The following is a 22,578-nucleotide window of genomic DNA, read 5'->3' as shown; positions in this document are numbered from 1 at the left end:
TCAGTCCCACTGCGGCGCGATGCCTTTGGGGCTGGTCAGGCGATGGCCGCGATCCAGTGTGGCGATCAGTGCCATGTCAGCATCGCTCAGGGTCAGCACGGTGGAGCCAAGATTGCTTTGCAGGTTGGCGCGTTTGGTCGACGACGGAATCACCGCGTAACCCGATTGCATCGCCCACGCCAGGGTGACCTGCGCCGGGGTGGCTTGCAGGCGCTCGGCGATCTGCACGATCAGCGGATCCTTCAGCACTTCGCCATAGGCCAGGGTCATGTACGACGTGACCTGGATGCCCTGGCTCTGTGCGAACTCGACGACCTGGCGGTTCTGCAGGTACGGGTGCAGCTCGATCTGGTTGGTGGCGATGTTTTCCGCGCCGACCGCTGCGATGGCCTGTTTCATCAAACCGATGGTGAAGTTGGACACACCGATCTGCCGGGTCAGGCCCAGGCGCTTGGCCTCCAGCAGGGCGCCCATGAATTCCTCCACCGGCACCTGATCTTCCGGCGACGGCCAGTGGATCAGCGTCAGGTCGAGGTAGTCGGTCTGCAGCTTTTGCAGGCTCTCCTTGAGGCTCTCGATCAGCCGGTCGCCGGCGAAGTTGGCGATCCAGATCTTGCTGGTGATGAACAGTTCGTCGCGAGGGATGCCGCTGGCGGCGATGGCCTGGCCGACCTCGGCTTCGTTTTCATAGATTTGTGCGGTGTCGATGACCCGGTAACCGAGTTCAAGGGCGGTGCTCACCGAATCGATGACCACCTGACCTTGCAGGCGAAACGTACCAAGACCGAAAGCGGGAACAGACATGCAGGACTCCAGGGTTGCAGTGGGAATGGGCGGGAGTATCCGCGTCTGATTCCTCTGGAAAAACCGCTGTCAGGGCAAAGTACTGTTGACCAGAAGTCACGAATCAATCGCAGGTCTCAAGCGATGTCGCTGTGAGCAAATTCCTCACCCAGAAAATCGATCAACGTGCGCACCGACGGCAGCAGTCCCCGGCGCGACGGAAAGATCGCGTGCACGATCCCGCATTTCGGCGCCCAGCCCGGAATCAACTCCACCACGCGTCCTGCGGCGATGTCTTCGCGCACGACCACGCTCGGCAGATGCGCGACGCCGACTCCGGCAATCACCGCCTGACGCAGGGCGATCAGGTCATCGGTGACCAGCCTTGGCGTGTGCCGGACCTGCGCCGAAGCGCCGTTCGGCCCGAGCAGCTCCCATTGATACTCACGTTGCGCCGCGCCCCAGTGCAGGCTCGGCAAACCATTGAGATCGGCCGGCGAGGGCGGTGATGACAGGCGTTCGGCAAACATCGGGCTGCCGACCACCGATTGGGTGCTGTTGCCCAGCACCTTCATCACCATGTCGGTGTTTTCCAGTGGCGGGAAGCGCACGCGCAGCGCAATGTCGAAACCTTCGTGCAGCAGGTCGACCCGGCGGTTGGTGCTCTCGATGAACACTTCCACCAGCGGGTACTTGAGCATGTAGCGGGTGAGCATCGGCCCGACCCAGGAATTGAGCAGCGCCGTCGGGCAGCTCAGGCGTACCAGCCCCTGAGGCTCGGAGCGATTGCGCTCGATCAGCTCGGCGGCACTCTCGGCCTCGACCCGCATCGCCAGGCAGCGCTGGTAGTAGGCCTGGCCGATCTCGGTCAGTGAACAATGCCGGCTGGTGCGGTGCAGCAGGCGTACGCCAAGGCGTTCTTCGAGCTGCGAGATGCGTCGGCTGAGTTTCGACTTGGGGATGTCCAGCGCACGACCAGCGGCGGCAAAGCCGTGATGCTCCACCACTTGAGTGAAGTAATAGAGGGTGTTGAGGTCTTCCACCATCGTTCTCCATATAGAACGCTAAAGCTGATTTTTGCAGTCTAGTCCATCAATGGTCATGGATTTAAGCTTAATCCATCGCGTCATTCACCCGATTGGAGGCAACCATGAAAAACATCATCGGTATCTACACCAGCCCTCGCGGCCATTGGGTCGGCGATGGTTTCCCGGTTCGCACGCTGTTTTCCTACGACAACCTGGGCAAGCACATCAGCCCGTTCCTGTTGCTGGATCACGCCGGGCCTGCGCAATTCACCCCGACCACCGAACGACGTGGCGTTGGTCAGCATCCGCACCGTGGGTTCGAAACCGTGACTATCGTTTACGAGGGCGAAGTGCAGCACCGCGACTCCACCGGCGCCGGCGGCACCATCGGCCCGGGCGATGTGCAATGGATGACCGCTGCGTCCGGGATCCTGCATGAGGAGTTTCACTCGGACAACTTCGCCAGAACCGGCGGCAATCTGGAAATGGTGCAACTGTGGGTCAACCTGCCGGCCAAGGACAAAATGGCGGCGCCCGGTTACCAGACCATTCTGGACGGCGACATCCCGAGCATCCCGCTCAAGGACGGCGCGGGCAGCCTGCGTCTGATCGCCGGTGAGTTCGACGGCCACAAAGGCCCGTCCCGCACCTTCACGCCTATCGACGTGTGGGATCTGCGCCTGAACGCCGGCAAGTTGCTGACGCTGGATCTGCACGAGGGCCGCAACACTGCATTGGTGCTGTTGCGCGGTTCGGTGCAGGTCAACGGTCTGGAATCGGTGCGCCAGGGCCAGTTGGCGCTGTTCGAGCGTGACGGCCGGCAACTGACGCTTGAGGCCAGCGAGGATGCGGTGGTGTTGCTGCTCAGCGGCGAGCCGATCGACGAACCCATCGTCGGCCACGGTCCGTTCGTGATGAACACCGAGCAGGAAATCCACCAGGCATTCGCCGACTTCCAGTCCGGCCGCTTCGGCCGCATGCACGGCTGACACGCCGCGCTTCCACACCCCGCTCTACACAGGACGCGTAGGCCGGTTCGAAGGCCAGGGATGGCTGCTGCCCAAAAGAAAGAGGAAACGCACATGAACACTGTCAATGCGGCCAACTTCAATGGCCAAAAGCCGACTATCGACCCCAACGACTGCGCAATGCTGTTGATCGATCATCAAAGCGGCCTGTTCCAGATCGTCAAGGATATGGATGTACCGCAACTGCGCGCCAATGCCATCGCGCTGGCCAAGGCGGCGACCCTGTTGAAGATGCCGGTCATTACCACGGCCTCTGTGCCGCAGGGGCCGAACGGGCCGTTGATTCCCGAGATTCACGAAGCCGCGCCCCATGCGCAGTACGTGGCGCGCAAAGGTGAAATCAATGCCTGGGACAACCCGCAGTTTCACGCGGCCGTCAAAGCCACCGGCAAGAAAACCCTGGTGATCGCCGGGACCCTGACCAGCGTGTGCCTGGCATTCCCGTCCATCGCCGCAGTGCACGAAGGCTACAAGGTCTTCGCGGTGGTCGATGCCTCCGGCAATCACTCGAAACTGGCCACTGATCTGACCATCGCTCGCCTGGCCCAGGCCGGGGTGGTGCCGATCGACATCATGGCCACGCTTTCCGAGCTGCAGGGTTCGTGGAACCGTCCCGATGCCGAGCAGTGGGCAGCCGTCTACGCCCAGGCCATGCCGCATTATCAACTGCTGATCGAGAGTTACCTCAAGGCCCAGCAAGTCGCGAACGAACACGAAACGCTGGATTCCCAGCGCTGACCCGAGACCTCGACATTCCGTCGAGGTCGACAACACGCGAGGATTACTGCAATGAGCACTCAATACAAACGCCTGGACAAGAACAACGCCGCCGTTCTGCTGGTCGACCATCAGGCCGGGCTGCTGTCGCTGGTGCGCGACATCGAGCCTGACCGGTTCAAGAATAACGTGCTGGCGCTGGCCGATCTGGCCAAGTACTTCAAGCTGCCGACGATCCTGACCACCAGTTTCGAAACCGGCCCCAACGGCCCGCTGGTGCCCGAGCTCAAGGCGTTGTTCCCCGAGGCTCCATACATTGCCCGTCCCGGCCAGATCAATGCCTGGGACAACGAGGACTTCGTCAAGGCGATCAAGGCTACCGGCAAGAAACAGCTGATCATTGCCGGCGTGGTGACGGAGGTGTGTGTGGCATTTCCGGCGCTGTCGGCCCTGGAAGAAGGGTTTGAGGTATTCGTGGTGACCGACGCCTCCGGCACGTTCAATGAACTGACCCGTGAATCGGCATGGAACCGCATGTCCAGCGCTGGCGCGCAATTGATGACCTGGTTCGGTCTGGCCTGCGAGTTGCACCGTGACTGGCGCAACGATATCGAAGGGTTGGGCACGTTGTTCTCCAACCACATCCCGGACTACCGCAACCTGATGACCAGTTACAGCACGCTGACCAGCGGCAAGTAACCAGCCCCATGAAAACCTGTGGGAACAAGGTGTCTCCCACAGGTTTTTTCGGCGCCTGCCAAATAGCACGCATCCCGCCAAATCAATTGCTCCTACACTAAGCCCAATCTGTGCGATCTTCTCGCGATTGACCTCTGTCGGAGTTGTTTGATGCTGTCTCTGCTGACTGAACATCCGTTGTTCTGCGCGTTGATCCTGATCCTGCTCGACCTGGGCCTGTGGCGCCTGATCAGCTCCCGGGGCAGCGAATGGAAGCTGCTGGTGCGGGTGCTGATTTTCAGCCTGTTCAGCGTGCTGCTGTTCAACGAAGGCCTCAATCCGATGGAGCCGGCGCCGTGGGCCGACAACGTGCCGCTGCACCTGGCGGCGACCGGGTTGCAGATCGGCTGGTGGCTGTTCGGGGCGCGCACGCTGACGGTGCTGATCGGCGCGGTGATGATGCAACGGGTCGGTCATACCGGACGGCTGTTGCAGGATCTGCTCGGCGCAGTGATTTTCCTGATCGCCATTATTGCGGCACTGGCCTATGTGCTGGATCTGCCGGTCAAAGGTGTGCTGGCCACGTCTGGAGCCTTGGCGATCATCGTCGGTCTGGCGCTGCAAAGCACCCTGAGCGATGTGTTCTCCGGCATCGTCTTGAACACCACCAAACCCTATCAACTCGATGACTGGATCTCCATCGACGGCACGGAAGGGCGGGTCACCGACATCGACTGGCGCGCCACGCGCCTGCAAACGTCCCAAGGCAGCATGGCGGTGATTCCCAACTCGCTGGCAGCCAAGGCCAAGATCATCAACTTCAGCCGGCCGAGCAATATGTTCGGGGTTGCCGTCAGCGTGCAGGTCAGCCCCCATGCGCGACCGAACTCGGTGATCGACGCCCTGGAGCGGGCGATGCAAGGTTGTCGCCCGCTGCTGGACACCCCGGCGCCGAGCGTGGCGCTGAAGAGTTCCAGCAGTGCCGGTGCGGAATACGAAATCAGCGGATTCGTGGCCTCGATGAACGAGAAGCGCGCAGTGCGCAATCAACTGTTCGATCTGGCTTACCGGCATCTGCAAGCGTCCGGGTTCAATCTGCTGTCGAGCGATGAGCCCGCGGCCCCGGCCCATCTCTCACGGCCACGGGCGCTGCTCGACAGCTCGCCGATTTTCTCCACCCTGCGTCAGGAAGAGAAAGAAACCTTCAGCCAGAACATGACCCTGCAAACCTTCCGCGCCGGCGAGATCATTCTGGCGGGCGGGGAGGTCAGCGATCATCTGTTCATCATTGAATCCGGTGTGGTTTCGGTGACCTTGAAGCGTCACGGCACACCGTTCGAGTCCGGGCGCATGGGGCCGGGCGAAGTGATCGGCGAGGCAGGAATTCTTTCCGATACCTCGCTGCCGGCGGACTTTTCCGCCAAGACCTTCTGTGCGCTGTATCGCATCGAAAAGTCGTATCTCAAGCCTTGCCTGGACGCCCGCCACGACATCAACGACGCGATGAAGGCATTGCTCGATTTCCGTCTGCTCAAGGCCCAATCCCTGACCCAGGAAGCGCCGGTGGTTGCACCGAAAAAAGGCTTCCTGCAGTGGCTGCGCAATCGCGCCTGATGACCGTCAGCGTTGCTCGTACCCGGCGAGTTTGCGCTCAAGGTTCAGGCGCACCTGCGGCCATTCGTCATCGATGATGCTGAAGCGCACCGAGTTGCGCTTGCGGCCGTCCGGCATGATCCGCTCGTGACGCACGATGCCTTCCTGCTGTGCACCCAGGCGCAGGATCGCGTTGCGTGATTTCTGGTTGTTTTCGTCGGTGGTGAACTGCACGCGCACGCAATCGAGCACTTCGAAGGCGTGCCGCAGCATCAGGTACTTGGCCTCGGTGTTGACGAAAGTTTTCTGAAAGCGTGCCGAAATCCAGCTGCTGCCGATTTCCAGCTTGCGATTGAGCGGGTCGATCTTCCAGAACCGGGTCGAGCCGATCACCTCCCCGGTCTCCTTCAACACGATCGCAAAGGGCATGACCGTGCCGGCCTCGCGGCCGTCGAGGGCCTTTTTCAGATAGCTGTCGACGGTGGTTGCCGAGGGCACCACGGTGACCGTGAGGTTCCACAACTCGCCGTCGGCAGCGGCATGGAGCAACGCATCGGTGTCGGTGTATTGGAGAGGGCGCAGGAGAATGCCCTGGCCTTGCAGCGTCGTTTGCATGAGGGGCGGCTCTTGTCGGTTCGGGCGAGCGTCCATTACGCCGCAACGGGCGTCGTCGTTGCAACTGCTCATGGAGCCTGATTCAAATCAGTCGACAGAGCCGATTGGTGAAATCTATTGTCGATCCAATAGCCGGATCCCGTATACATGGCGACCATCGGCGGAGTGATCCGCGTCTCCCTGCAAAAGGACTGAGCAATGAGCGAGCCACGCCTGGCGAATCTGAAACAGTATCTGCAACGGCTGGGGTTCGACACGCCCCCGGCACCGACCCTTGAAACCCTGCGACTGTTGCAGTTGCGTCATACCGGTGCCTTTCCTTTCGAGAATCTGTCGACCCTCTCCGGCGAGCCCGTGCTGATCGATCTGCCATCGATCCAGCGCAAGGTCCTGGACGATGCCCGTGGCGGTTACTGCTACGAACTCAACAATCTGTTTCTGGCCTTGTTGCTGGAACTGGGGTTCGATGCGCGGGGCATCAGCGGGCGAGTGGTCATGAATCAGCCCGAAGGCAGCTGGACGGCACGGACTCATCGCTTGAGTCTGGTGACCCTCGACGGTGTGCGCTACATCACCGATGTCGGCTTCGGTGGCATGGTGCCGACCGCGCCGCTGATTCTGGATACCGAAGCCGAGCAGTCCACCCCCCACGAACCCTATCGCATCGAAGTGCAAGCCGATGGCTACATGCTGCGGGCCAGGGTCGCTGGCGAATGGCGGCCGATGTACCTGTTCGACCTGCAACGCCAGGAAGACATCGATTACACCCTCGGCAACTGGTACGTCTCGACCCATCCGGATTCACCGTTCGCCCAGCGCCTGATGGTCGCGCGTACGGGCGACGGCTGGCGGCGCACATTGAACAACGGCAGTTTCGCGATCCATCGCATCGGTGCCGAGAGCGAGCGACGCGAGGTGACGGATGTCGATGAGCTCATCGAGTTGCTGGAGCGGGAATTCGGCCTGCGCTTGCCGCACCAGCCTGGTGCGCGTCTGGCGCTGGCGCGCTTGATCCAGCCGGCCTGAAACCTACGGTTTTACATCCGGCTCCAGTACCCGCCGGATTTCGTTCACGGCCGCCGACAGTTTTTTCTCAAGGCTCTTGAGGTCGGTGGCGGTGATGCCTTTCTTGAATTGCCCGCTGGCATGCTCGGGTTCATCGGCTGCACCCCGGCTGTCGAGCAGTGCATGGCGCAGGGTGTTGTTGATTACCGTCTGATAGCCATAGCCCTCGCTTTCAGCGACCCCGCGCGCGGCCTCGATGACCGCGTCGTCGAGCATGATGGTGATGCGGGTCTTGCCCTTGTTGGAGGCGACGGCGCCCCGTGTTCCGTGGGTGAAATCGTATTCATCCTTCATTGATCAAGTCTCCGGAAAATAATGGCGTCGCTCGCTGGGCGTTGCGCTGCGCGCGGAAATGATTCGAACCAGATTCGGCTCCCGATAGCTGTACACGACAACCAGCAAACGTCCCTTGCCGTCGTTGCCGAGAGTGATCCAGCGTTGTTCGTCATGGTCGTTATCCTCAATCGTCAATGCTCGCTCATCGTGGAAGACCGGTTCGGCCTCGGCGAGGCTGATCCCTCTGTGCTTGAGTTTGTTGGCAGCATTCTTGCTTTTGTCGAACTGAATCTGGAATGACTTCATTATGCATACTTTATATGTATAAAAAAGAGAGCGACCGCGCCGTCGGTCGCCATGAACACTTCAGCCTAGGTGGATAGAGCGCAGGGGCAGTTAACGATGTGTTGCCGGATTTGTGAGGGATGGAAGCGGCGGGATAGAAGGTTGGGTGGCTACCTATCCATAATGTGACCGATAAGTTGTATACAACTCTATGGACATTTGTCACGAGTATTGAATACAGTGTGCGCATAACAAAAACCAGGGAACCCCCCACCATGAAAACGCCCCATGTTTCACACCAACGGCCCGAGGACGAAAACCTCGGGGTCGGCGCGAATATGGCTTACGGCCTGCAACATGTTCTGACCATGTATGGCGGTATCGTCGCGGTGCCGCTGATCATCGGTCAGGCCGCCGGGTTATCGCCGGCGGACATTGGTCTGTTGATTGCTGCTTCATTGTTTGCGGGGGGGCTGGCCACGTTGCTGCAAACCCTGGGTCTACCGTTTTTCGGATGTCAGTTGCCGCTGGTGCAGGGCGTGTCGTTCTCCGGTGTTGCGACCATGGTGGCGATTGTCAGCAGTGGCGGGGAGGGCGGCTTTCAGTCGGTACTCGGGGCGGTGATTGCCGCGTCGTTGATCGGTTTGCTGATCACGCCGGTGTTCTCGCGAATCACCAAGTTCTTTCCACCGCTGGTTACCGGCATCGTGATCACCACCATCGGCTTGACGCTGATGCCGGTGGCCGCGCGCTGGGCCATGGGCGGCAACAGTCATGCTCCGGACTTCGGCAGCATGCAGAACATCGGTCTGGCGGCGGTCACGCTGGTGCTGGTGCTGCTCCTGAGCAAGGTCGGCAGCTCGACCATCTCGCGTCTGTCGATCCTGTTGGCGATGGTGATCGGCACGGTGCTGGCGGTGTTCCTGGGCATGGCGGACTTCTCCAGCGTCACCCAAGGGCCGATGTTCGGCTTCCCGACACCGTTCCATTTCGGCATGCCGACCTTCCACTTCGCTGCGATCCTGTCGATGTGCATCGTGGTCATGGTGACCCTGGTGGAAACCTCGGCGGACATTCTGGCGGTCGGTGAAATCATCGGCACCAAGGTCGACTCCAAGCGTCTGGGCAACGGTCTGCGCGCGGACATGCTGTCGAGCATGTTTGCGCCGATCTTCGGTTCGTTCACCCAGAGCGCCTTCGCCCAGAACGTTGGCCTGGTGGCGGTGACCGGAATCAAGAGCCGTTATGTGGTGGCGACCGGCGGCATCTTCCTGGTGATCCTCGGCCTGCTGCCGTTCATGGGCCGGGTGATCGCAGCAGTGCCGACGTCGGTACTCGGTGGTGCCGGCATCGTGTTGTTCGGCACCGTGGCGGCGAGCGGCATCCGCACACTGTCCAAGGTCGATTACCGCAACAACGTCAACTTGATCATCGTCGCGACCTCGATCGGCTTCGGCATGATCCCGATTGCCGCGCCGAACTTCTACGATCACTTCCCGAGCTGGTTCGCGACCATTTTCCACTCGGGCATCAGTTCGTCGGCGATCATGGCGATCCTGCTGAACCTGGCGTTCAACCACTTCACGGCGGGTAACTCGGATCAGCAGTCGGTGTTTGCGGCGGCAGAAGAGCGAACCCTGCGTTATCGGGATCTGGCAGCGCTGCGCGAGGGCGATTACTTCAGCGACGGCAAACTGCATGACTGCGACGGCAATGAAGTGCCGGTGATCGAGGCGGATTCGGATCACGGACACGGCGCGCCGAAGGCGCATGCCAAGAGCGGTGAACACGTCTGACCGCTGTTTCTGAATGAGAAGGGCCGATCAGTTGCGAAACTGATCGGCCCTTTTTATTGCACTGCATTCATTGCACTGTATTTTCCAGCGTCCACAAAAAAGCCCCTGAATCTTTCGATTCAGGGGCTCTGTATTTGGCTCCACAACCTGGACTCGAACCAGGGACCCAGTGATTAACAGTCACTTGCTCTACCAACTGAGCTATTGCGGAATTGGTGCGTATGTTACTGATTTAAAAAGACTAGTCAAGCGCCAGTTGTAAATTTGTTGGAAAGATCAGGACGGACGGCGGTTTATCGGCGATTGGCGGTTACCAGAACCGCAGCAGAGGTCTACCATGGCCGCCCGGAAGTGGTCACACGCGCTGCCGGCCATTCGCCGAAAAGGTACGCGCCATGAATAACCCCATCCTGACCCATCGTCCTGCCGAGGTGTTCGCATGAGCACCGTGCAAATCAGCCTGCCCAAAGGCGTCGGCCCGCACGCCGAAAAGCTTTTCGATGCGATCACCCAGGCCGCCACGGCTGAAGAACTGAACCGCGCAGGCGGCAAGGCCGAAGGTTTTGTCCTCGGCCTGGAAAGCACCAAGGCCATCAAGAGCCAGGTCGCCGAATCGCTCTACGTCGTTTATGACGATGCGGCGACTCAGCGCGCAACGGAACTGGCTTAACCGCCGAACGTGAAGGTGCCGAGCATCAGTTTGGCGTACAGCATCGTTGCGCCCAGTTGCACCAGCCACAGCGCCAGCCCGCCGAGAAACACCCCGGCCGCGACTTGCAGCACCAGGTTGTTGCCGCGTTTGGCCGGGGCGCGGGGGATGAAGTCATCCAGATCGTCGCGGTCGGCGCGCAGGTCATCGTTTTTCATGTTGTCTCTCTGAAATATCGTCTGTGTGCAGTCTAGAGGGTGTAGCGGCTTTTCTTCAGACAAATAAAAAACGGGAAGCCCGAAAGCTTCCCGTTTTCAGTGCTACGTCAGGTCAGATGACCTGAACGATGGCGTCCGTCACGACTTCGATGTTGCTCTGGTTCAGCGCAGCGACGCAGATGCGGCCGGTGTCCAGGGCGTAGATGCCGAACTCGTTGCGCAGGCGGTGAACCTGCTCGGTGGTCAGGCCGGAGTAGGAGAACATGCCGCGCTGGCGACCGACGAAGCTGAAGTCACGCTGCGGGGCTTTCTTCGCCAGCAGAGCGACCATCTGCTCGCGCATGCCGCGAATGCGCAGGCGCATTTCAGCCAGTTCCGCTTCCCACTGGGCGCGCAGTTCCGGGCTGTTCAACACCGCAGCAACGATGCTTGCACCGTGGGTCGGCGGGTTGGAGTAGTTGGTGCGGATCACGCGTTTGACTTGCGACAGCACGCGCGCGCTTTCTTCTTTCGATTCGCTGATGATCGACAGGGCACCGACGCGCTCGCCGTACAGCGAGAACGACTTGGAGAACGAGCTCGACACGAAGAAGGTCAGGCCGGAGTCGGCGAACAGACGCACGGCAGCGGCGTCTTCGGCGATGCCGTCACCAAAGCCCTGGTAAGCCATGTCGAGGAACGGCACGTGACCTTTGGCCTTGACCGCTTCCAGCACGTTGTTCCAGTCAGCCGGGCTCAGGTCGACACCGGTCGGGTTGTGGCAGCAGGCGTGCAGCACGATGATCGAGCCGTTCGGCAGGGCGTTGAGGTCTTCGAGCAGGCCGGCACGGTTCACGTCGTGGGTGGCGGCGTCGTAGTAGCGATAGTTCTGCACCGGGAAACCGGCGGTTTCGAACAGCGCGCGGTGGTTTTCCCAGCTCGGATCGCTGATCGCCACGACGGCATTCGGCAGCAGTTGCTTGAGGAAGTCGGCACCGATTTTCAGTGCGCCGGTACCGCCGACCGCCTGAGTGGTGACAACTCGGCCAGCCGCCAGCAGTGGCGAATCATTGCCGAACAGCAGCTTTTGCACGGCCTGGTCGTAGGCAGCGATGCCGTCGATTGGCAGATAGCCACGGGAGGCATGCTGAGCAGCGCGAATGGTTTCGGCTTCGATGACGGCGCGCAGGAGTGGAATTCGCCCCTCTTCGTTGCAGTACACACCCACCCCGAGGTTGACCTTATTGGTCCGGGTATCGGCGTTGAATGCTTCGTTGAGGCCCAGGATTGGATCGCGGGGTGCCATTTCGACAGCGGAGAACAGGCTCATTTTTACGGCAGCTCTAATGGAGAGTGGAGGGACGTGTGGCGCTCCAGCCGAATGCACTAGAGCGGTGCACAAACGGGGAGCTAGTATAGAGGCCATCATCGATCAATGGCGACAGGCGATTCGGCTTTTAAGGTAAGTTTTTCCGATTATTTCTCGACCGTTAGTCGAATGGACTTGTCGGAGACTTTACCGGATGTAGGACGTTTGCCTTGAAAGGCGAGGCAATCGGCTCCACATTCAGCACAATCTTCGTTTTTCCTTGCGCGACATCGGTCGTTTGCGGTCTTTCTCGTGGGGCTCCGGTTTGTCCGCAGCGTCGCGAATCCAGAGGTGTTTATGTCTGAATTCCAGCTCGTCACCCGATTCGACCCAGCCGGCGATCAGCCTGAAGCCATTCGCCAGATGGTCGAGGGCATCGAAGCCGGGCTGGCGCACCAGACCCTGCTCGGTGTGACCGGCTCGGGCAAGACCTTCAGCATCGCCAACGTGATTGCCCAGGTACAGCGTCCGACCCTGGTGCTGGCGCCGAACAAGACCCTGGCCGCACAGTTGTATGGCGAGTTCAAGTCGTTCTTCCCGAACAACGCCGTCGAATACTTCGTTTCCTACTACGACTACTACCAGCCTGAAGCCTATGTGCCATCGTCCGACACCTTCATCGAGAAGGATGCGTCGATCAACGACCACATCGAGCAGATGCGTCTGTCGGCAACTAAGGCATTGCTGGAGCGCAAGGACGCGATCATCGTCACCACGGTGTCGTGCATCTACGGTCTGGGCAGCCCGGAAACCTATTTGAAAATGGTCTTGCACGTCGATCGCGGCGACAAGCTCGATCAGCGTGCGCTGGTGCGGCGTCTGGCCGACCTGCAATACACCCGCAATGACATGGATTTCGCCCGGGCCACGTTCCGTGTGCGCGGCGATGTAATCGACATCTACCCGGCGGAATCCGATCTCGAAGCGATCCGTATCGAGTTGTTCGATGACGAGGTGGAAAGCATTTCCGCGTTCGACCCGCTCACCGGTGAGGTCATCCGCAAGCTGCCGCGCTTCACCTTCTATCCGAAGAGCCACTACGTGACGCCCCGGGAAACCCTGCTCGACGCCATCGAGGGGATCAAGGTCGAGTTGCAGGAACGCCTTGAATACCTGCGCAACAACAACAAGCTGGTGGAAGCCCAGCGTCTGGAGCAACGCACCCGGTTCGACCTGGAGATGATCCTCGAACTCGGCTACTGCAACGGCATCGAAAACTACTCGCGTTACCTGTCCGGACGCCCGGCCGGTGCGGCGCCGCCGACGCTCTACGATTACCTGCCAGCCGACGCCTTGCTGGTGATCGACGAATCCCACGTCAGCGTGCCGCAAGTCGGCGCGATGTATAAGGGTGACCGTTCGCGCAAGGAAACCCTGGTGGAATACGGCTTCCGCCTGCCATCGGCGCTGGACAACCGGCCGATGCGGTTCGACGAGTGGGAAGGGGTGAGCCCGCAGACGATTTTCGTCTCGGCCACGCCCGGCAACTACGAAGCCGAGCACGCCGGGCGGGTGATCGAGCAAGTGGTGCGCCCGACCGGTCTGGTCGACCCGCAGGTTGAGGTGCGTCCGGCGCTGACCCAGGTCGACGATCTGCTTTCGGAAATCACCAAGCGTGTGGCGGTGGAGGAGCGGGTGCTGGTCACCACGCTGACCAAGCGCATGGCCGAAGACCTGACCGATTACCTGGCCGATCACGGCGTGCGCGTGCGTTATCTGCATTCGGACATCGACACCGTCGAGCGGGTCGAAATCATTCGCGACCTGCGCCTGGGCACCTTCGATGTGCTGGTGGGGATCAACCTGCTGCGTGAAGGCCTGGACATGCCGGAAGTCTCGCTGGTGGCGATCCTCGATGCGGACAAGGAAGGCTTCCTGCGTTCCGAGCGTTCACTGATCCAGACCATCGGTCGCGCGGCACGTAACCTCAATGGCCGGGCGATTCTATACGCGGATCGCATGACCGGTTCGATGGAGCGTGCAATCGGCGAAACCGAGCGCCGTCGCGACAAGCAGATCGCCTTCAACCTGGCCAACGGCATCACACCGAAGGGCGTGTTCAAGGACGTCGCCGACATCATGGAAGGCGCCACCGTGCCCGGTTCGCGCAGCAAGAAGCGCAAAGGCATGGCCAAGGCCGCCGAAGAGAACGCCAAGTACGAAGCCGAACTGCGCTCGCCGAGCGAGATCACCAAGCGCATCCGCCAACTGGAAGAGAAGATGTACCAGCTGGCCCGCGACCTGGAATTCGAAGCGGCGGCGCAGATGCGCGACGAGATTGCCAAAATGCGCGAGCGATTGTTGGCGGTCTGACTGATCGTTCCCACGCTCTGCGTGGGAATGCAGACCTGGACGCTCTGCGTCCACTCAAGGTTAGTGCGCCTCGCCGGCCTTCAGGCCGGCGGGCAGTTTCTTGGTCAGCAAGATCGCCAGCATGCTGATCCCCAGTGCAATCCCGACAAAACGAAACGCATCGTTGTAGGCCATGATCAGCGCCTGCTGATGAACGATCTCGCTCAATTTCCCCAGCGCCGCCGTGTCACTGCCGAAGCGATCGGCCATCGACGCCAGCCGTTCGGCCACCTGCGGATTGGTGGGTACCACGGCTTCACGCAGGTAATCGAAGTAGGTCTTGGTGCGCGCATCCAGCAACGTCGCGAGCAGGGCAATGCCGATGGCGCCGCCGAGGTTGCGCAGGATGTTGAACAGACTCGATGCCGAGCCCGCGTCCTGCGGCAGGATGTACGCCGTGGCGATCAGCGAAATGGTCACCATGATCAGCGGCTGGCCGAGGGCGCGGATGATCTGGATCTGATTGAACTGCGGTCCGGCAAAGTCCGGGTTGAGCACGCCGGATGAAAAACTCGCCAGCCCGAACAGGCCGAAGCCGATCGTGCACAGCCATTTCGGCGACACGAACTTCATCAGTTTCGGCACCAGTGGAATCAGAAATAGCTGGGGAACGCCCATCCACATGATCACTTCGCCAATCTGCAAGGCGTTGTAATTCTGGATCTGCGCCAGGTACAGCGGCAGCAGATAGATCGAGCCGTACAGCCCGACCCCCATGCCAAGGCTGGAAATGCTCGACAGCCCGAAGTTGCGATTGCGCAGGATGCCGAGGTTGATCAGCGGATTGGGTTTGGAAACCTGCACGATCACAAAGGTGATCAGGCTCAGCAGGGCGATGCTGCCCAGTGTCACGATCAGGCTCGATTCCAGCCAGTCCTTGCGATGGCCTTCCTCAAGAAAGACCTGCAAACATCCCAGTCCGATACCCAGCGTGAGAATGCCGGTGTAATCGGTGCTTTTCAGCAGTTCCCAGTGCGCTTCTTTTTTCTCCAGACCGTACATCAGCCCGGCGATCATGATCAGCCCCGGCGGAATGTTGATGTAGAAGATGTATTCCCAGCCCCAGTTCTCCGTGAGCCAGCCGCCGAGGGTCGGGCCGATGGAGGGGGCGAAGGTGGCGGTCATGGCAAACATCGCCATGCCTTTGGCGCGGTGGTGTTCGGGGAGTTTGATCAGGGTCAGGGTGAAGGCCAGCGGGATCAGCGCGCCGCCGGTGAAGCCCTGCATGGCGCGGAACACGATCATGCTGTCGAGGCTCCAGGCCATCGAACACAGCAACGACGAAATCAGAAACCCCAGCGATACCCACACTGCCAGCCGCCGCGCCGAAAGCAACTGCACCAGCCACGCGGTCAGCGGGATCATGATGATTTCCGCCACCAGATAGGAGGTGGAAATCCACGAGCCTTCTTCCAGCGTCGCCGACAGGGCGCCCTGAATATCCTTGAGCGACGAGTTGGTGATCTGGATGTCGAGCACCGCCATGAACGCGCCGAGCATGACGCTCATCACCGCGATCCAGTCCCGCCGGGTCGGTTCGCCGACCGGGCGGATCAGTTGATCACCGGCCATTGTCTGGGGCGTCTTTGATATTCACGGTGGCGGTGACCGACATGCCCGGACGGATCTTGCCGTGCAACGGGTTATCGGCCTTGAAGGTCAGCTTGACCGGAATCCGCTGCACGACCTTGGTGAAGTTGCCGGTGGCGTTGTCCGGCGGCAACAGGCTGAACTGTGCGCCGGAGGCGGCGAACAGGCTGTCGACCCGCGCTTCGATCGGCGTATCGCCATAAGCGTCGAAGACCAGTTCGGCTTTCTGGCCCGGCAGCATGTGGCCGATCTGGGTTTCCTTGAAGTTGGCCTGCACCCAGATGTCTTCGTCCGGAACGATCGACAACAAGTAAGCGCCGGCCTGCACGATTTGACCATTGCGTGCGGCGCGCTGGCCGATCAGGCCGCTGATCGGTGCGTGGATTTCGCTGCGGGTCAGGTTCAGCTCGGCCTGGGCGAGGTCGGCGCGGGCGTTGGAGATCTGTGCGTCGAGGCGTTTGATTTCGGCGCTCAGCGCGTTGACTTGCTGGCGCTGACTCTGCGCATCGGCCTGGGCCTTGGCCACTTGCGAGCGGGCGATGTGGGCGTCGGCGGAGAGGGTGGTGACCCGCTCCTCGGAGACGTAGCCGGGTTTGCGCAGGGTTTCTGCCCGTGACAAATCGACCTGCGAGCGGCCGAGGGTGGCTTGCGTGGTTGCTACCTGTGCGTCGCTGGCAGCGATCAGGCTGGCTTGCTGGGTCAGTTTGCTCTGGGCTTGCAGGCGCTCGGCCTCGCGGGTGGCGAGGGCGGCGTTGGCGCGATCGACCGCGAGACGGAAATCATCGCCTTCGAGACGCACCAGCAACTGGCCTTTTTCCACATGCTGGTTGTCCTGCACCAGGACTTCGTCGATGCGTGCGCTCAACTGGCTCGACACGCGGGTGATTTCACCCTGGACATAGGCGTTGTCGGTGCTTTCATAAAAGCGTCCCTTGAAAAACCAATGAGCAAAAAAGCCCCCGGCAATCAGCAGGACGAGCAGCAGGAAAATGAACAGGCGACGCTTGAGTTGGGCAGGCATGGGCAAACTGTAGTCGAGGAATTGTAAGGAAAGTTATCAGCAGGCGAATCTGGCATACAGCCGATGAGCGGTAAATGCCGTCTGCTGATATTCAGCCATTCACCACGGCCAACGGGCGTTACAGACGCAAAGTTGGCTTAAATGCCCTGTCCGCTGGAGCGGGGCGGGTGTCGCCTGTTACCATTCGCCGCTTGATCGTTCTTTGCTTTTCATTCTTTTCGAGACATGCCATGACCACCGTCCGCACTCGCATCGCGCCATCGCCTACCGGGGATCCCCACGTAGGTACCGCTTACATCGCATTGTTCAACTACTGCTTTGCCAAGCAGCACGGCGGTGAGTTCATCCTGCGCATCGAAGACACCGATCAGTTGCGCTCGACCCGCGAGTCCGAACAGCAGATCTTCGACGCTCTGCGCTGGCTCGGTATCGACTGGAGCGAAGGCCCGGACGTCGGCGGCCCGCACGGTCCTTATCGTCAGAGCGAACGTGGCGACATCTATCAGAAGTACTGCCAGCAACTGGTCGACCTGGGCCACGCCTTCCCGTGCTTCTGCACCGCCGAAGAGCTGGACCAGATGCGCGCCGAACAAATGGCGCGCGGCGAAACCCCGCGTTACGACGGCCGTGCGCTGTTGCTGTCCAAGGAAGAAGTCGCCCGTCGCCTGGCTGCGGGCGAGCCGCACGTGATCCGTATGAAAGTGCCGAGCGAAGGCGTGTGCGTTGTTCCGGACATGCTGCGTGGCGACGTCGAGATCCCGTGGGATCGCATGGACATGCAGGTACTGATGAAGACCGACGGTCTGCCGACGTACTTCCTGGCCAACGTGGTCGACGATCACCTGATGGGCATCACCCACGTGCTGCGCGGTGAAGAATGGCTGCCTTCGGCGCCGAAACTGATCCTGCTCTATGAATACTTCGGCTGGGAACAACCGGAGCTGTGCTACATGCCGCTGCTGCGTAACCCGGACAAGAGCAAGCTGTCCAAGCGCAAGAACCCGACCTCGGTGACGTTCTACGAGCGCATGGGTTTCATGCCGGAAGCCATGCTCAACTACCTGGGCCGCATGGGCTGGTCGATGCCGGACGAGCGCGAGAAGTTCTCGCTGCAGGAAATGGTCGACAACTTCGACCTCAAGCGCGTCTCGCTGGGCGGGCCGATTTTCGACATCGAGAAGCTGTCGTGGCTCAACGGCCAGTGGCTGCGTGATCTGCCGGTGGAAGAGTTCGCCGCTCGCGTACAGAAGTGGGCGTTCAACTCCGAATACATGATGAAGATCGCACCGCTGGTTCAGGGCCGCGTCGAGACGTTCAGCCAGGTTGCACCGCTGGGCGGTTTCTTCTTTGCCGGTGGCGTGAATCCGGATGCCAAGCTGTTCGAATCGAAAAAGCTCTCGGGCGATCAGGTTCGTCAACTGATGCAGTTGATCCTGTGGAAGCTCGAAAGCCTGCGTCAGTGGGAGAAGGACAGCATCACGGCTACGATTCAGGCGGTAGTCGAATCCCTCGAACTGAAACTGCGTGATGCGATGCCGTTGATGTTTGCCGCGATCACCGGTCAGGCGAGCTCGGTATCGGTGCTTGATGCGATGGAAATTCTCGGGCCGGACCTGACCCGTTTCCGTCTGCGCCAGGCGATTGACCTGCTGGGCGGCGTGTCGAAGAAAGAAAACAAAGAGTGGGAAAAGCTGTTGGGCGCTATCGCCTGATTGCGTTTGACTCTGCAGGACGCGCCGGAGGTCAGGATCTTTTGATCCCGTCCTTCGGCGTTTTCCCCCGAATTTACGGGGGGAGGGTGGTAAGTGATTGTTATGCCGACAAAAAATTTTGAAATTTTTCAAAAATAAGTTTGACAGCCTTTCGATACGCCCTTAAGATTCGCCCCGTCCTCAGCGATGACATCAACGATGAGGGGCTAATAGCTCAGCTGGGAGAGCGCTTGCATGGCATGCAAGAGGTCGACGGTTCGATCCCGTCTAGCTCCACCAATTTACACTTCGAAGCCTGGCCACACCGGCTTCGAAGCGATCAACACTCAGCGTTGATCAGTTGTATAGAAGGGTTTGCGTCCCCTTCGTCTAGTGGCCTAGGACACCGCCCTTTCACGGCGGTAACAGGGGTTCGAGTCCCCTAGGGGACGCCAGTTTTACAGAAGCGATGTTGCAAGATGTCGCTCCGCCGCGAGGCGAAAAATCCGGGGCTATAGCTCAGCTGGGAGAGCGCTTGCATGGCATGCAAGAGGTCGACGGTTCGATCCCGTCTAGCTCCACCAATTTACAGTTCAAGGTCTGGCCACACCGACCTTGAATCGATCAGATCTCAGCACTGATCAGTTGTATAGAAGGTTTGTGTCCCCTTCGTCTAGTGGCCTAGGACACCGCCCTTTCACGGCGGTAACAGGGGTTCGAGTCCCCTAGGGGACGCCACGATTACCCGCTCTGCGGGATTTATAAGGGTCATTCAATTATTGAATGGCCCTTTTGTTTGTCTGGCGTTTGGCCAAATCTCCTTTTTCCTTAAACTGTGCTTCAGACCAGCGGTCATATTTTCGACTTGCAGAATATTATTATGAGAATAATATTCTAATCGTAATATTCGGAGGCAACGATGAACGACAAAAAAGCTCAAACCCGCGAACGCATCCTCAAGGCTGCCAGCGCCGCACTGATCCAGCGTGGCCCGGCCGAGCCGAGTGTGGGTGAAGTGATGGGCGCCGCCGGCCTGACTGTCGGTGGCTTCTATGCGCACTTCGAAAGCAAGGACGCCATGATGCTTGAGGCGTTCAAGCAGTTGCTGGGGCGTCGCCGAGACCTGATCGCCGACATGGACTCTGAATTGACCGGCGAAGAACGTCGCGCCCTGGTGGCAGCGTTCTACCTGTCGCGCAAACACCGTGATTCCAGCGATTCGGCCTGCCCGATCCCGGCATCCATCGGTGAGCTGGGACGGCTGCCGGAAGAGTTCCGCATCGCACTGAACGAGCACCTGGAGTTGATGATCGCGCAGTTGGCTTCAAGCCCTGAAGACATCGATAAAACGTTGGCCGACGTGGCCTTGATGGTAGGTGGTCTGGCGCTCTCAAGGGCGTTGGGGCCTGGTGATTTATCCGATCGATTGCTGCGCGCTGCCAAGTCGGCGGTGCGTTGACCTGAAGGCAACGAGCCTGAGGAGAGAGCGATGAGCACGTTGAAGTGGGTTCGCGGCGTTAATGGCACCTTGGGCTGGTTTGCACCGAAACTGGTGGCAAGCAAAATGCGGCTGGCATTCATGACCCCACGCGCCAATGCGCCACGGGATTGGGAATTGCCGCTGCTGGCGAAATCCGAGCGGATCACTTTGCGTTTCGGCCTCTCCGCGCTGCGCTGGGGGCAAGGTCCGACGGTTCTGCTGATGCACGGTTGGGAAGGGCGTCCGACCCAGTTTGCCGCGCTGATCACGGCGCTGGTCGAATCCGGTTACACCGTTGTCGCTCTCGACGGTCCGGCCCACGGTCGTTCGCCGGGGCGCGAAGCCAACGTCGTACTGTTTGCCCGCGCCATGCTCGAAGCCGCCGCTGAATTGCCACCGCTGCAAGCCGTCATCGGCCACTCCATGGGCGGCGCCAGCGCCATGCTCGCGGTGCAATTGGGGTTGCGCACTGAAACCCTGGTCAGCATTGCCGCACCGGCCCGAATTCTGGGCGTGTTGCGCGGGTTTGCCCGTTACGTCGGGATGCCGCCAAGAGCTCGTTCTGCCTTCATCCGGCAGGTCGAACAAGACGTCGGAATGCGCGCCGCGACCCTTGATGTCGCCCACTATCAGCTGGATATGCCAGGCCTGATCGTGCACGCCGAAGACGACACCTTCGTCTCGGTCAAGGAATCTCAACTGATCCACGAATCCTGGTTCGATAGCCGACTGCTGCGGCTGGAAGACGGCGGTCACCAGCGCGTGCTGGCCGACCCTCGGGTGATTGATGGCGTGTTATCACTGCTGGCCGGTCGCAGCCTTCAGGCGCGGCAATCGGCGTAGTCATCCGTTACACTGCCTCGGTTGAATCATTTGACCGGGAGTAGGGCATGGGCTGGGATCGGGCAACGCCGTTTACCATTGATCTGCAAGTGGGCGCCGAGGACATCGACGGGCTGGGGCACGCGAACAACGCGGTGTACGTCTCCTGGCTCGAACGTTGCGCCTGGCGCCACTCGCAGCGGCTGGGTCTGGATCTGGTCGAGTACCGTCGTCTGGATCGGGCGATGGCGGTGGTGCGGCACGAAATCGACTACCTGGCGGCCGCCTACGAAGGTGATGAACTGCAATTGGCGACCTGGATCGTCGATTGGGATCAGCGCCTGAAAATGACCCGTCACTTCCAGCTGATTCGCCCCAGCGACAACACCACGCTGCTGCGCGCCCAGACCACCTTCGTCTGCATCGAGCTGTCCACCGGCAGGCCCAAGCGCATGCCCGCCGAGTTCATCGAAGGCTACGGCCCAGCCATCCAGACAGCGGACATGGGTTTAACCCGCGAAACCCAGTAAACTGCCGCACGTTTTTCCTTGAGTGTGTGTTTCCCATGCAAATTGCTTTGGCGCCGATGGAAGGGTTGGTCGATGACATCCTGCGCGATGTCCTGACCCGTGTCGGCGGTATCGACTGGTGCGTGACCGAGTTCATCCGGGTCAACGACCAGTTGCTGACTCCGGCCTATTTCCACAAGTTCGGCCCTGAATTGCTCAACGGTGCCCGCACAGCTTCCGGCGTACCGTTGCGCGTGCAGTTGCTGGGTTCCGATCCGGTATGCCTGGCGGAAAACGCTGCGCTGGCCTGCGAACTGGGCTCTGAAGTGATCGATCTGAACTTCGGCTGCCCGGCCAAGACCGTCAACAAGTCTCGTGGCGGTGCGGTGCTGCTCAAGGAGCCGGAGCTGCTCAACCAGATCGTCGAACACGTGCGGCGTGCCGTACCGGCGCATATTCCGGTCACCGCCAAGATGCGCCTCGGTTTCGATAGCCCGGACGGCTCGTTGGTGTGTGCCACCGCGCTTGCCGAGGGCGGCGCCGAGCACATTGTGGTTCACGCCCGGACCAAGATGGACGGCTACAAGCCACCGGCTCATTGGGAGTGGATTCCGCGCGTGCAGGACGTGGTCAAGGTGCCGGTGTTCGCCAACGGTGACATCTGGAGCGTCGAAGACTGGCGCCGCTGCCGGGAAATCAGCGGCGTCGAGGACATCATGCTCGGTCGCGGCCTGGTGTCGCGTCCGGATCTGGCCCGTCAGATCGCTGCCGCCCGTGCCGGCGAGGAAGTCGTCGAGATGACCTGGGCCGAGCTGCTGCCGCTGATCCAGGACTTCTGGCTGCAAGCCAAGGTGCAGATGACAGCACGCCAATCCCCGGGCCGCTTGAAGCAATGGCTGGCGATGCTGACCCGCAATTATGTTGAGGCTACCGAGCTGTTCACCGTGTTGCGCCGAGAAACCGAGCCGGATCACGTCTCGCGTTTGCTGGGCTTGCCGGTCGCCGAAGCCGCCTGAAAAAATCTCCGAACAATC

General features: G+C 60.5%; 22 protein-coding genes and 5 tRNA genes. 17 read left to right on the top strand and 10 right to left on the bottom strand.

The window, feature by feature from the left end; translation table 11 throughout:
• Together dkgB and AC1RMX_RS20350 are read right to left on the bottom strand one after the other, a co-directional pair.
• Positions 1–804 (bottom strand): 2,5-didehydrogluconate reductase DkgB, encoded by an 804-nt coding sequence (dkgB, locus tag AC1RMX_RS20355; protein WP_493072846.1) that lies wholly within the window; start codon positions 802–804, stop codon positions 1–3.
• 116 nt (positions 805–920) lie between these two features.
• Positions 921–1,829: a LysR substrate-binding domain-containing protein gene (locus AC1RMX_RS20350; protein WP_102621968.1), complete on the bottom strand. Its 909-nt coding sequence runs from the start codon at positions 1,827–1,829 to the stop codon at positions 921–923.
• A gap of 104 nt (positions 1,830–1,933) precedes the next feature.
• Here AC1RMX_RS20350 and AC1RMX_RS20345 point away from each other — a divergent pair, with 104 nt between their 5' ends.
• The 4 genes from AC1RMX_RS20345 (at position 1,934) to AC1RMX_RS20330 (ending at position 5,848) form a co-directional block, all read left to right on the top strand.
• Positions 1,934–2,800 (top strand): pirin family protein, encoded by an 867-nt coding sequence (locus AC1RMX_RS20345; RefSeq protein WP_102621969.1) that lies wholly within the window; start codon positions 1,934–1,936, stop codon positions 2,798–2,800.
• A 93-nt stretch (positions 2,801–2,893) separates the two neighbouring features.
• Entirely contained in the window at positions 2,894–3,577 is a 684-nt protein-coding gene (locus AC1RMX_RS20340) for an isochorismatase family protein (protein ID WP_493072845.1), read from the top strand.
• Between the two features lie 51 nt (positions 3,578–3,628).
• The gene (gene ycaC, locus AC1RMX_RS20335; protein ID WP_493072844.1) at positions 3,629–4,255 is read left to right on the top strand and encodes an isochorismate family cysteine hydrolase YcaC; all 627 of its coding nucleotides are present in this window, start codon (positions 3,629–3,631) and stop codon (positions 4,253–4,255) included.
• Positions 4,256–4,405: 150 nt separating this feature from the next.
• Complete coding sequence (locus AC1RMX_RS20330) at positions 4,406–5,848, top strand: mechanosensitive ion channel family protein (protein ID WP_192560214.1); 1,443 nt, start codon at positions 4,406–4,408, stop codon at positions 5,846–5,848.
• A 6-nt stretch (positions 5,849–5,854) separates the two neighbouring features.
• On the opposite strand, the gene AC1RMX_RS20325 is transcribed toward AC1RMX_RS20330, so the two are convergent.
• Positions 5,855–6,442, bottom strand: coding sequence for a GNAT family N-acetyltransferase (locus AC1RMX_RS20325; RefSeq protein ID WP_493072843.1), 588 nt, complete (start codon positions 6,440–6,442; stop codon positions 5,855–5,857).
• 198 nt (positions 6,443–6,640) lie between these two features.
• On the opposite strand from AC1RMX_RS20325, the gene AC1RMX_RS20320 reads away from it, so the two are divergent.
• Positions 6,641–7,468 carry an arylamine N-acetyltransferase family protein gene (locus tag AC1RMX_RS20320; RefSeq protein WP_096821176.1) on the top strand — a complete coding sequence of 276 codons (828 nt, stop codon included), beginning with the start codon at positions 6,641–6,643 and terminating at the stop codon, positions 7,466–7,468.
• Positions 7,469–7,471: 3 nt separating this feature from the next.
• Here the strand turns inward: AC1RMX_RS20320 and AC1RMX_RS20315 are convergent, their stop codons facing one another.
• A complete protein-coding gene (locus AC1RMX_RS20315) occupies positions 7,472–7,801 on the bottom strand; it encodes a BrnA antitoxin family protein (protein WP_096821177.1) in 330 nt (109 codons plus the stop codon).
• 3 nt (positions 7,802–7,804) lie between these two features.
• A complete protein-coding gene (locus AC1RMX_RS20310; protein ID WP_096821178.1) occupies positions 7,805–8,089 on the bottom strand; it encodes a BrnT family toxin in 285 nt (94 codons plus the stop codon).
• Positions 8,090–8,343: 254 nt separating this feature from the next.
• On the opposite strand from AC1RMX_RS20310, the gene AC1RMX_RS20305 reads away from it, so the two are divergent.
• Complete coding sequence (locus tag AC1RMX_RS20305) at positions 8,344–9,864, top strand: nucleobase:cation symporter-2 family protein (RefSeq protein ID WP_096821179.1); 1,521 nt, start codon at positions 8,344–8,346, stop codon at positions 9,862–9,864.
• Between the two features lie 135 nt (positions 9,865–9,999).
• Here the strand turns inward: AC1RMX_RS20305 and AC1RMX_RS20300 are convergent.
• Positions 10,000–10,075: transfer RNA gene (locus tag AC1RMX_RS20300), tRNA-Asn, on the bottom strand.
• Between the two features lie 228 nt (positions 10,076–10,303).
• Here AC1RMX_RS20300 and AC1RMX_RS20295 point away from each other — a divergent pair.
• A complete protein-coding gene (locus AC1RMX_RS20295) occupies positions 10,304–10,534 on the top strand; it encodes a hypothetical protein (RefSeq protein WP_192560216.1) in 231 nt (76 codons plus the stop codon).
• On the opposite strand, the gene AC1RMX_RS20290 is transcribed toward AC1RMX_RS20295, so the two are convergent.
• Together AC1RMX_RS20290 and AC1RMX_RS20285 are read right to left on the bottom strand one after the other, a co-directional pair.
• A complete protein-coding gene (locus AC1RMX_RS20290) occupies positions 10,531–10,731 on the bottom strand; it encodes a hypothetical protein (protein ID WP_007956421.1) in 201 nt (66 codons plus the stop codon). The two genes, AC1RMX_RS20295 and AC1RMX_RS20290, sit on opposite strands and share 4 nt — an antisense overlap.
• Before the next feature lie 112 nt (positions 10,732–10,843).
• Positions 10,844–12,040 (bottom strand): amino acid aminotransferase, encoded by a 1,197-nt coding sequence (locus tag AC1RMX_RS20285; RefSeq protein WP_096821181.1) that lies wholly within the window; start codon positions 12,038–12,040, stop codon positions 10,844–10,846.
• A gap of 336 nt (positions 12,041–12,376) precedes the next feature.
• Here AC1RMX_RS20285 and uvrB point away from each other — a divergent pair, with 336 nt between their 5' ends.
• Complete coding sequence (gene uvrB, locus AC1RMX_RS20280) at positions 12,377–14,392, top strand: excinuclease ABC subunit UvrB (RefSeq protein ID WP_096821182.1); 2,016 nt, start codon at positions 12,377–12,379, stop codon at positions 14,390–14,392.
• 60 nt (positions 14,393–14,452) lie between these two features.
• Here uvrB and AC1RMX_RS20275 read toward each other — a convergent pair whose 3' ends face one another.
• The gene (locus AC1RMX_RS20275) at positions 14,453–16,003 is read right to left on the bottom strand and encodes an MDR family MFS transporter (protein ID WP_096821183.1); all 1,551 of its coding nucleotides are present in this window, start codon (positions 16,001–16,003) and stop codon (positions 14,453–14,455) included.
• Positions 15,993–17,042, bottom strand: coding sequence for an HlyD family secretion protein (locus AC1RMX_RS20270; protein WP_096821184.1), 1,050 nt, complete (start codon positions 17,040–17,042; stop codon positions 15,993–15,995). Before AC1RMX_RS20270 ends, AC1RMX_RS20275 begins: the two co-directional genes overlap by 11 nt.
• Before the next feature lie 230 nt (positions 17,043–17,272).
• On the opposite strand from AC1RMX_RS20270, the gene gltX reads away from it, so the two are divergent.
• The 9 genes from gltX to AC1RMX_RS20225 all read left to right on the top strand — a co-directional run bounded on the left by gltX (position 17,273) and on the right by AC1RMX_RS20225 (position 22,560).
• A complete protein-coding gene (gene gltX, locus AC1RMX_RS20265) occupies positions 17,273–18,754 on the top strand; it encodes a glutamate--tRNA ligase (protein WP_096821185.1) in 1,482 nt (493 codons plus the stop codon).
• 202 nt (positions 18,755–18,956) lie between these two features.
• A tRNA-Ala gene (locus AC1RMX_RS20260) sits at positions 18,957–19,033 on the top strand.
• Positions 19,034–19,112: 79 nt separating this feature from the next.
• A tRNA-Glu gene (locus AC1RMX_RS20255) sits at positions 19,113–19,188 on the top strand.
• Between the two features lie 53 nt (positions 19,189–19,241).
• A tRNA-Ala gene (locus AC1RMX_RS20250) sits at positions 19,242–19,317 on the top strand.
• A 78-nt stretch (positions 19,318–19,395) separates the two neighbouring features.
• Positions 19,396–19,471 (top strand) — tRNA-Glu (locus AC1RMX_RS20245).
• Between the two features lie 181 nt (positions 19,472–19,652).
• The gene (locus tag AC1RMX_RS20240) at positions 19,653–20,192 is read left to right on the top strand and encodes a TetR/AcrR family transcriptional regulator (RefSeq protein WP_102621522.1); all 540 of its coding nucleotides are present in this window, start codon (positions 19,653–19,655) and stop codon (positions 20,190–20,192) included.
• Between the two features lie 30 nt (positions 20,193–20,222).
• Entirely contained in the window at positions 20,223–21,056 is an 834-nt protein-coding gene (locus tag AC1RMX_RS20235) for an alpha/beta fold hydrolase (RefSeq protein WP_493072841.1), read from the top strand.
• Between the two features lie 47 nt (positions 21,057–21,103).
• Positions 21,104–21,565: an acyl-CoA thioesterase gene (locus AC1RMX_RS20230; protein WP_085732471.1), complete on the top strand. Its 462-nt coding sequence runs from the start codon at positions 21,104–21,106 to the stop codon at positions 21,563–21,565.
• A gap of 35 nt (positions 21,566–21,600) precedes the next feature.
• Complete coding sequence (locus tag AC1RMX_RS20225; RefSeq protein WP_493072839.1) at positions 21,601–22,560, top strand: tRNA dihydrouridine synthase; 960 nt, start codon at positions 21,601–21,603, stop codon at positions 22,558–22,560.
• The last annotated feature ends 18 nt before the right edge of the window (positions 22,561–22,578 follow it).

Source organism: Pseudomonas sp. GW822-FHT03F04, from assembly GCF_058801405.1.
Note: the sequence above shows the minus strand (reverse complement) of the source record. Positions and strands in the feature narration are given on the sequence as shown.

Coding starts and splice junctions, on each gene's coding strand:
- AC1RMX_RS20270 (WP_096821184.1), bottom strand. CDS start 17,042: ATGCCTGCCCAACTCAAGCGTCGCCTGTTCATTTTCCTGCTGCTCGTC.
- AC1RMX_RS20225 (WP_493072839.1), top strand. CDS start 21,601: ATGCAAATTGCTTTGGCGCCGATGGAAGGGTTGGTCGATGACATCCTG.
- AC1RMX_RS20345 (WP_102621969.1), top strand. CDS start 1,934: ATGAAAAACATCATCGGTATCTACACCAGCCCTCGCGGCCATTGGGTC.
- uvrB (WP_096821182.1), top strand. CDS start 12,377: ATGTCTGAATTCCAGCTCGTCACCCGATTCGACCCAGCCGGCGATCAG.
- ycaC (WP_493072844.1), top strand. CDS start 3,629: ATGAGCACTCAATACAAACGCCTGGACAAGAACAACGCCGCCGTTCTG.
- AC1RMX_RS20340 (WP_493072845.1), top strand. CDS start 2,894: ATGAACACTGTCAATGCGGCCAACTTCAATGGCCAAAAGCCGACTATC.
- dkgB (WP_493072846.1), bottom strand. CDS start 804: ATGTCTGTTCCCGCTTTCGGTCTTGGTACGTTTCGCCTGCAAGGTCAG.
- AC1RMX_RS20350 (WP_102621968.1), bottom strand. CDS start 1,829: ATGGTGGAAGACCTCAACACCCTCTATTACTTCACTCAAGTGGTGGAG.
- AC1RMX_RS20235 (WP_493072841.1), top strand. CDS start 20,223: ATGAGCACGTTGAAGTGGGTTCGCGGCGTTAATGGCACCTTGGGCTGG.
- AC1RMX_RS20290 (WP_007956421.1), bottom strand. CDS start 10,731: ATGAAAAACGATGACCTGCGCGCCGACCGCGACGATCTGGATGACTTC.
- AC1RMX_RS20320 (WP_096821176.1), top strand. CDS start 6,641: ATGAGCGAGCCACGCCTGGCGAATCTGAAACAGTATCTGCAACGGCTG.
- AC1RMX_RS20285 (WP_096821181.1), bottom strand. CDS start 12,040: ATGAGCCTGTTCTCCGCTGTCGAAATGGCACCCCGCGATCCAATCCTG.
- gltX (WP_096821185.1), top strand. CDS start 17,273: ATGACCACCGTCCGCACTCGCATCGCGCCATCGCCTACCGGGGATCCC.
- AC1RMX_RS20305 (WP_096821179.1), top strand. CDS start 8,344: ATGAAAACGCCCCATGTTTCACACCAACGGCCCGAGGACGAAAACCTC.
- AC1RMX_RS20275 (WP_096821183.1), bottom strand. CDS start 16,003: ATGGCCGGTGATCAACTGATCCGCCCGGTCGGCGAACCGACCCGGCGG.
- AC1RMX_RS20330 (WP_192560214.1), top strand. CDS start 4,406: ATGCTGTCTCTGCTGACTGAACATCCGTTGTTCTGCGCGTTGATCCTG.
- AC1RMX_RS20315 (WP_096821177.1), bottom strand. CDS start 7,801: ATGAAGGATGAATACGATTTCACCCACGGAACACGGGGCGCCGTCGCC.
- AC1RMX_RS20230 (WP_085732471.1), top strand. CDS start 21,104: ATGGGCTGGGATCGGGCAACGCCGTTTACCATTGATCTGCAAGTGGGC.
- AC1RMX_RS20295 (WP_192560216.1), top strand. CDS start 10,304: ATGAGCACCGTGCAAATCAGCCTGCCCAAAGGCGTCGGCCCGCACGCC.
- AC1RMX_RS20240 (WP_102621522.1), top strand. CDS start 19,653: ATGAACGACAAAAAAGCTCAAACCCGCGAACGCATCCTCAAGGCTGCC.
- AC1RMX_RS20310 (WP_096821178.1), bottom strand. CDS start 8,089: ATGAAGTCATTCCAGATTCAGTTCGACAAAAGCAAGAATGCTGCCAAC.
- AC1RMX_RS20325 (WP_493072843.1), bottom strand. CDS start 6,442: ATGCAAACGACGCTGCAAGGCCAGGGCATTCTCCTGCGCCCTCTCCAA.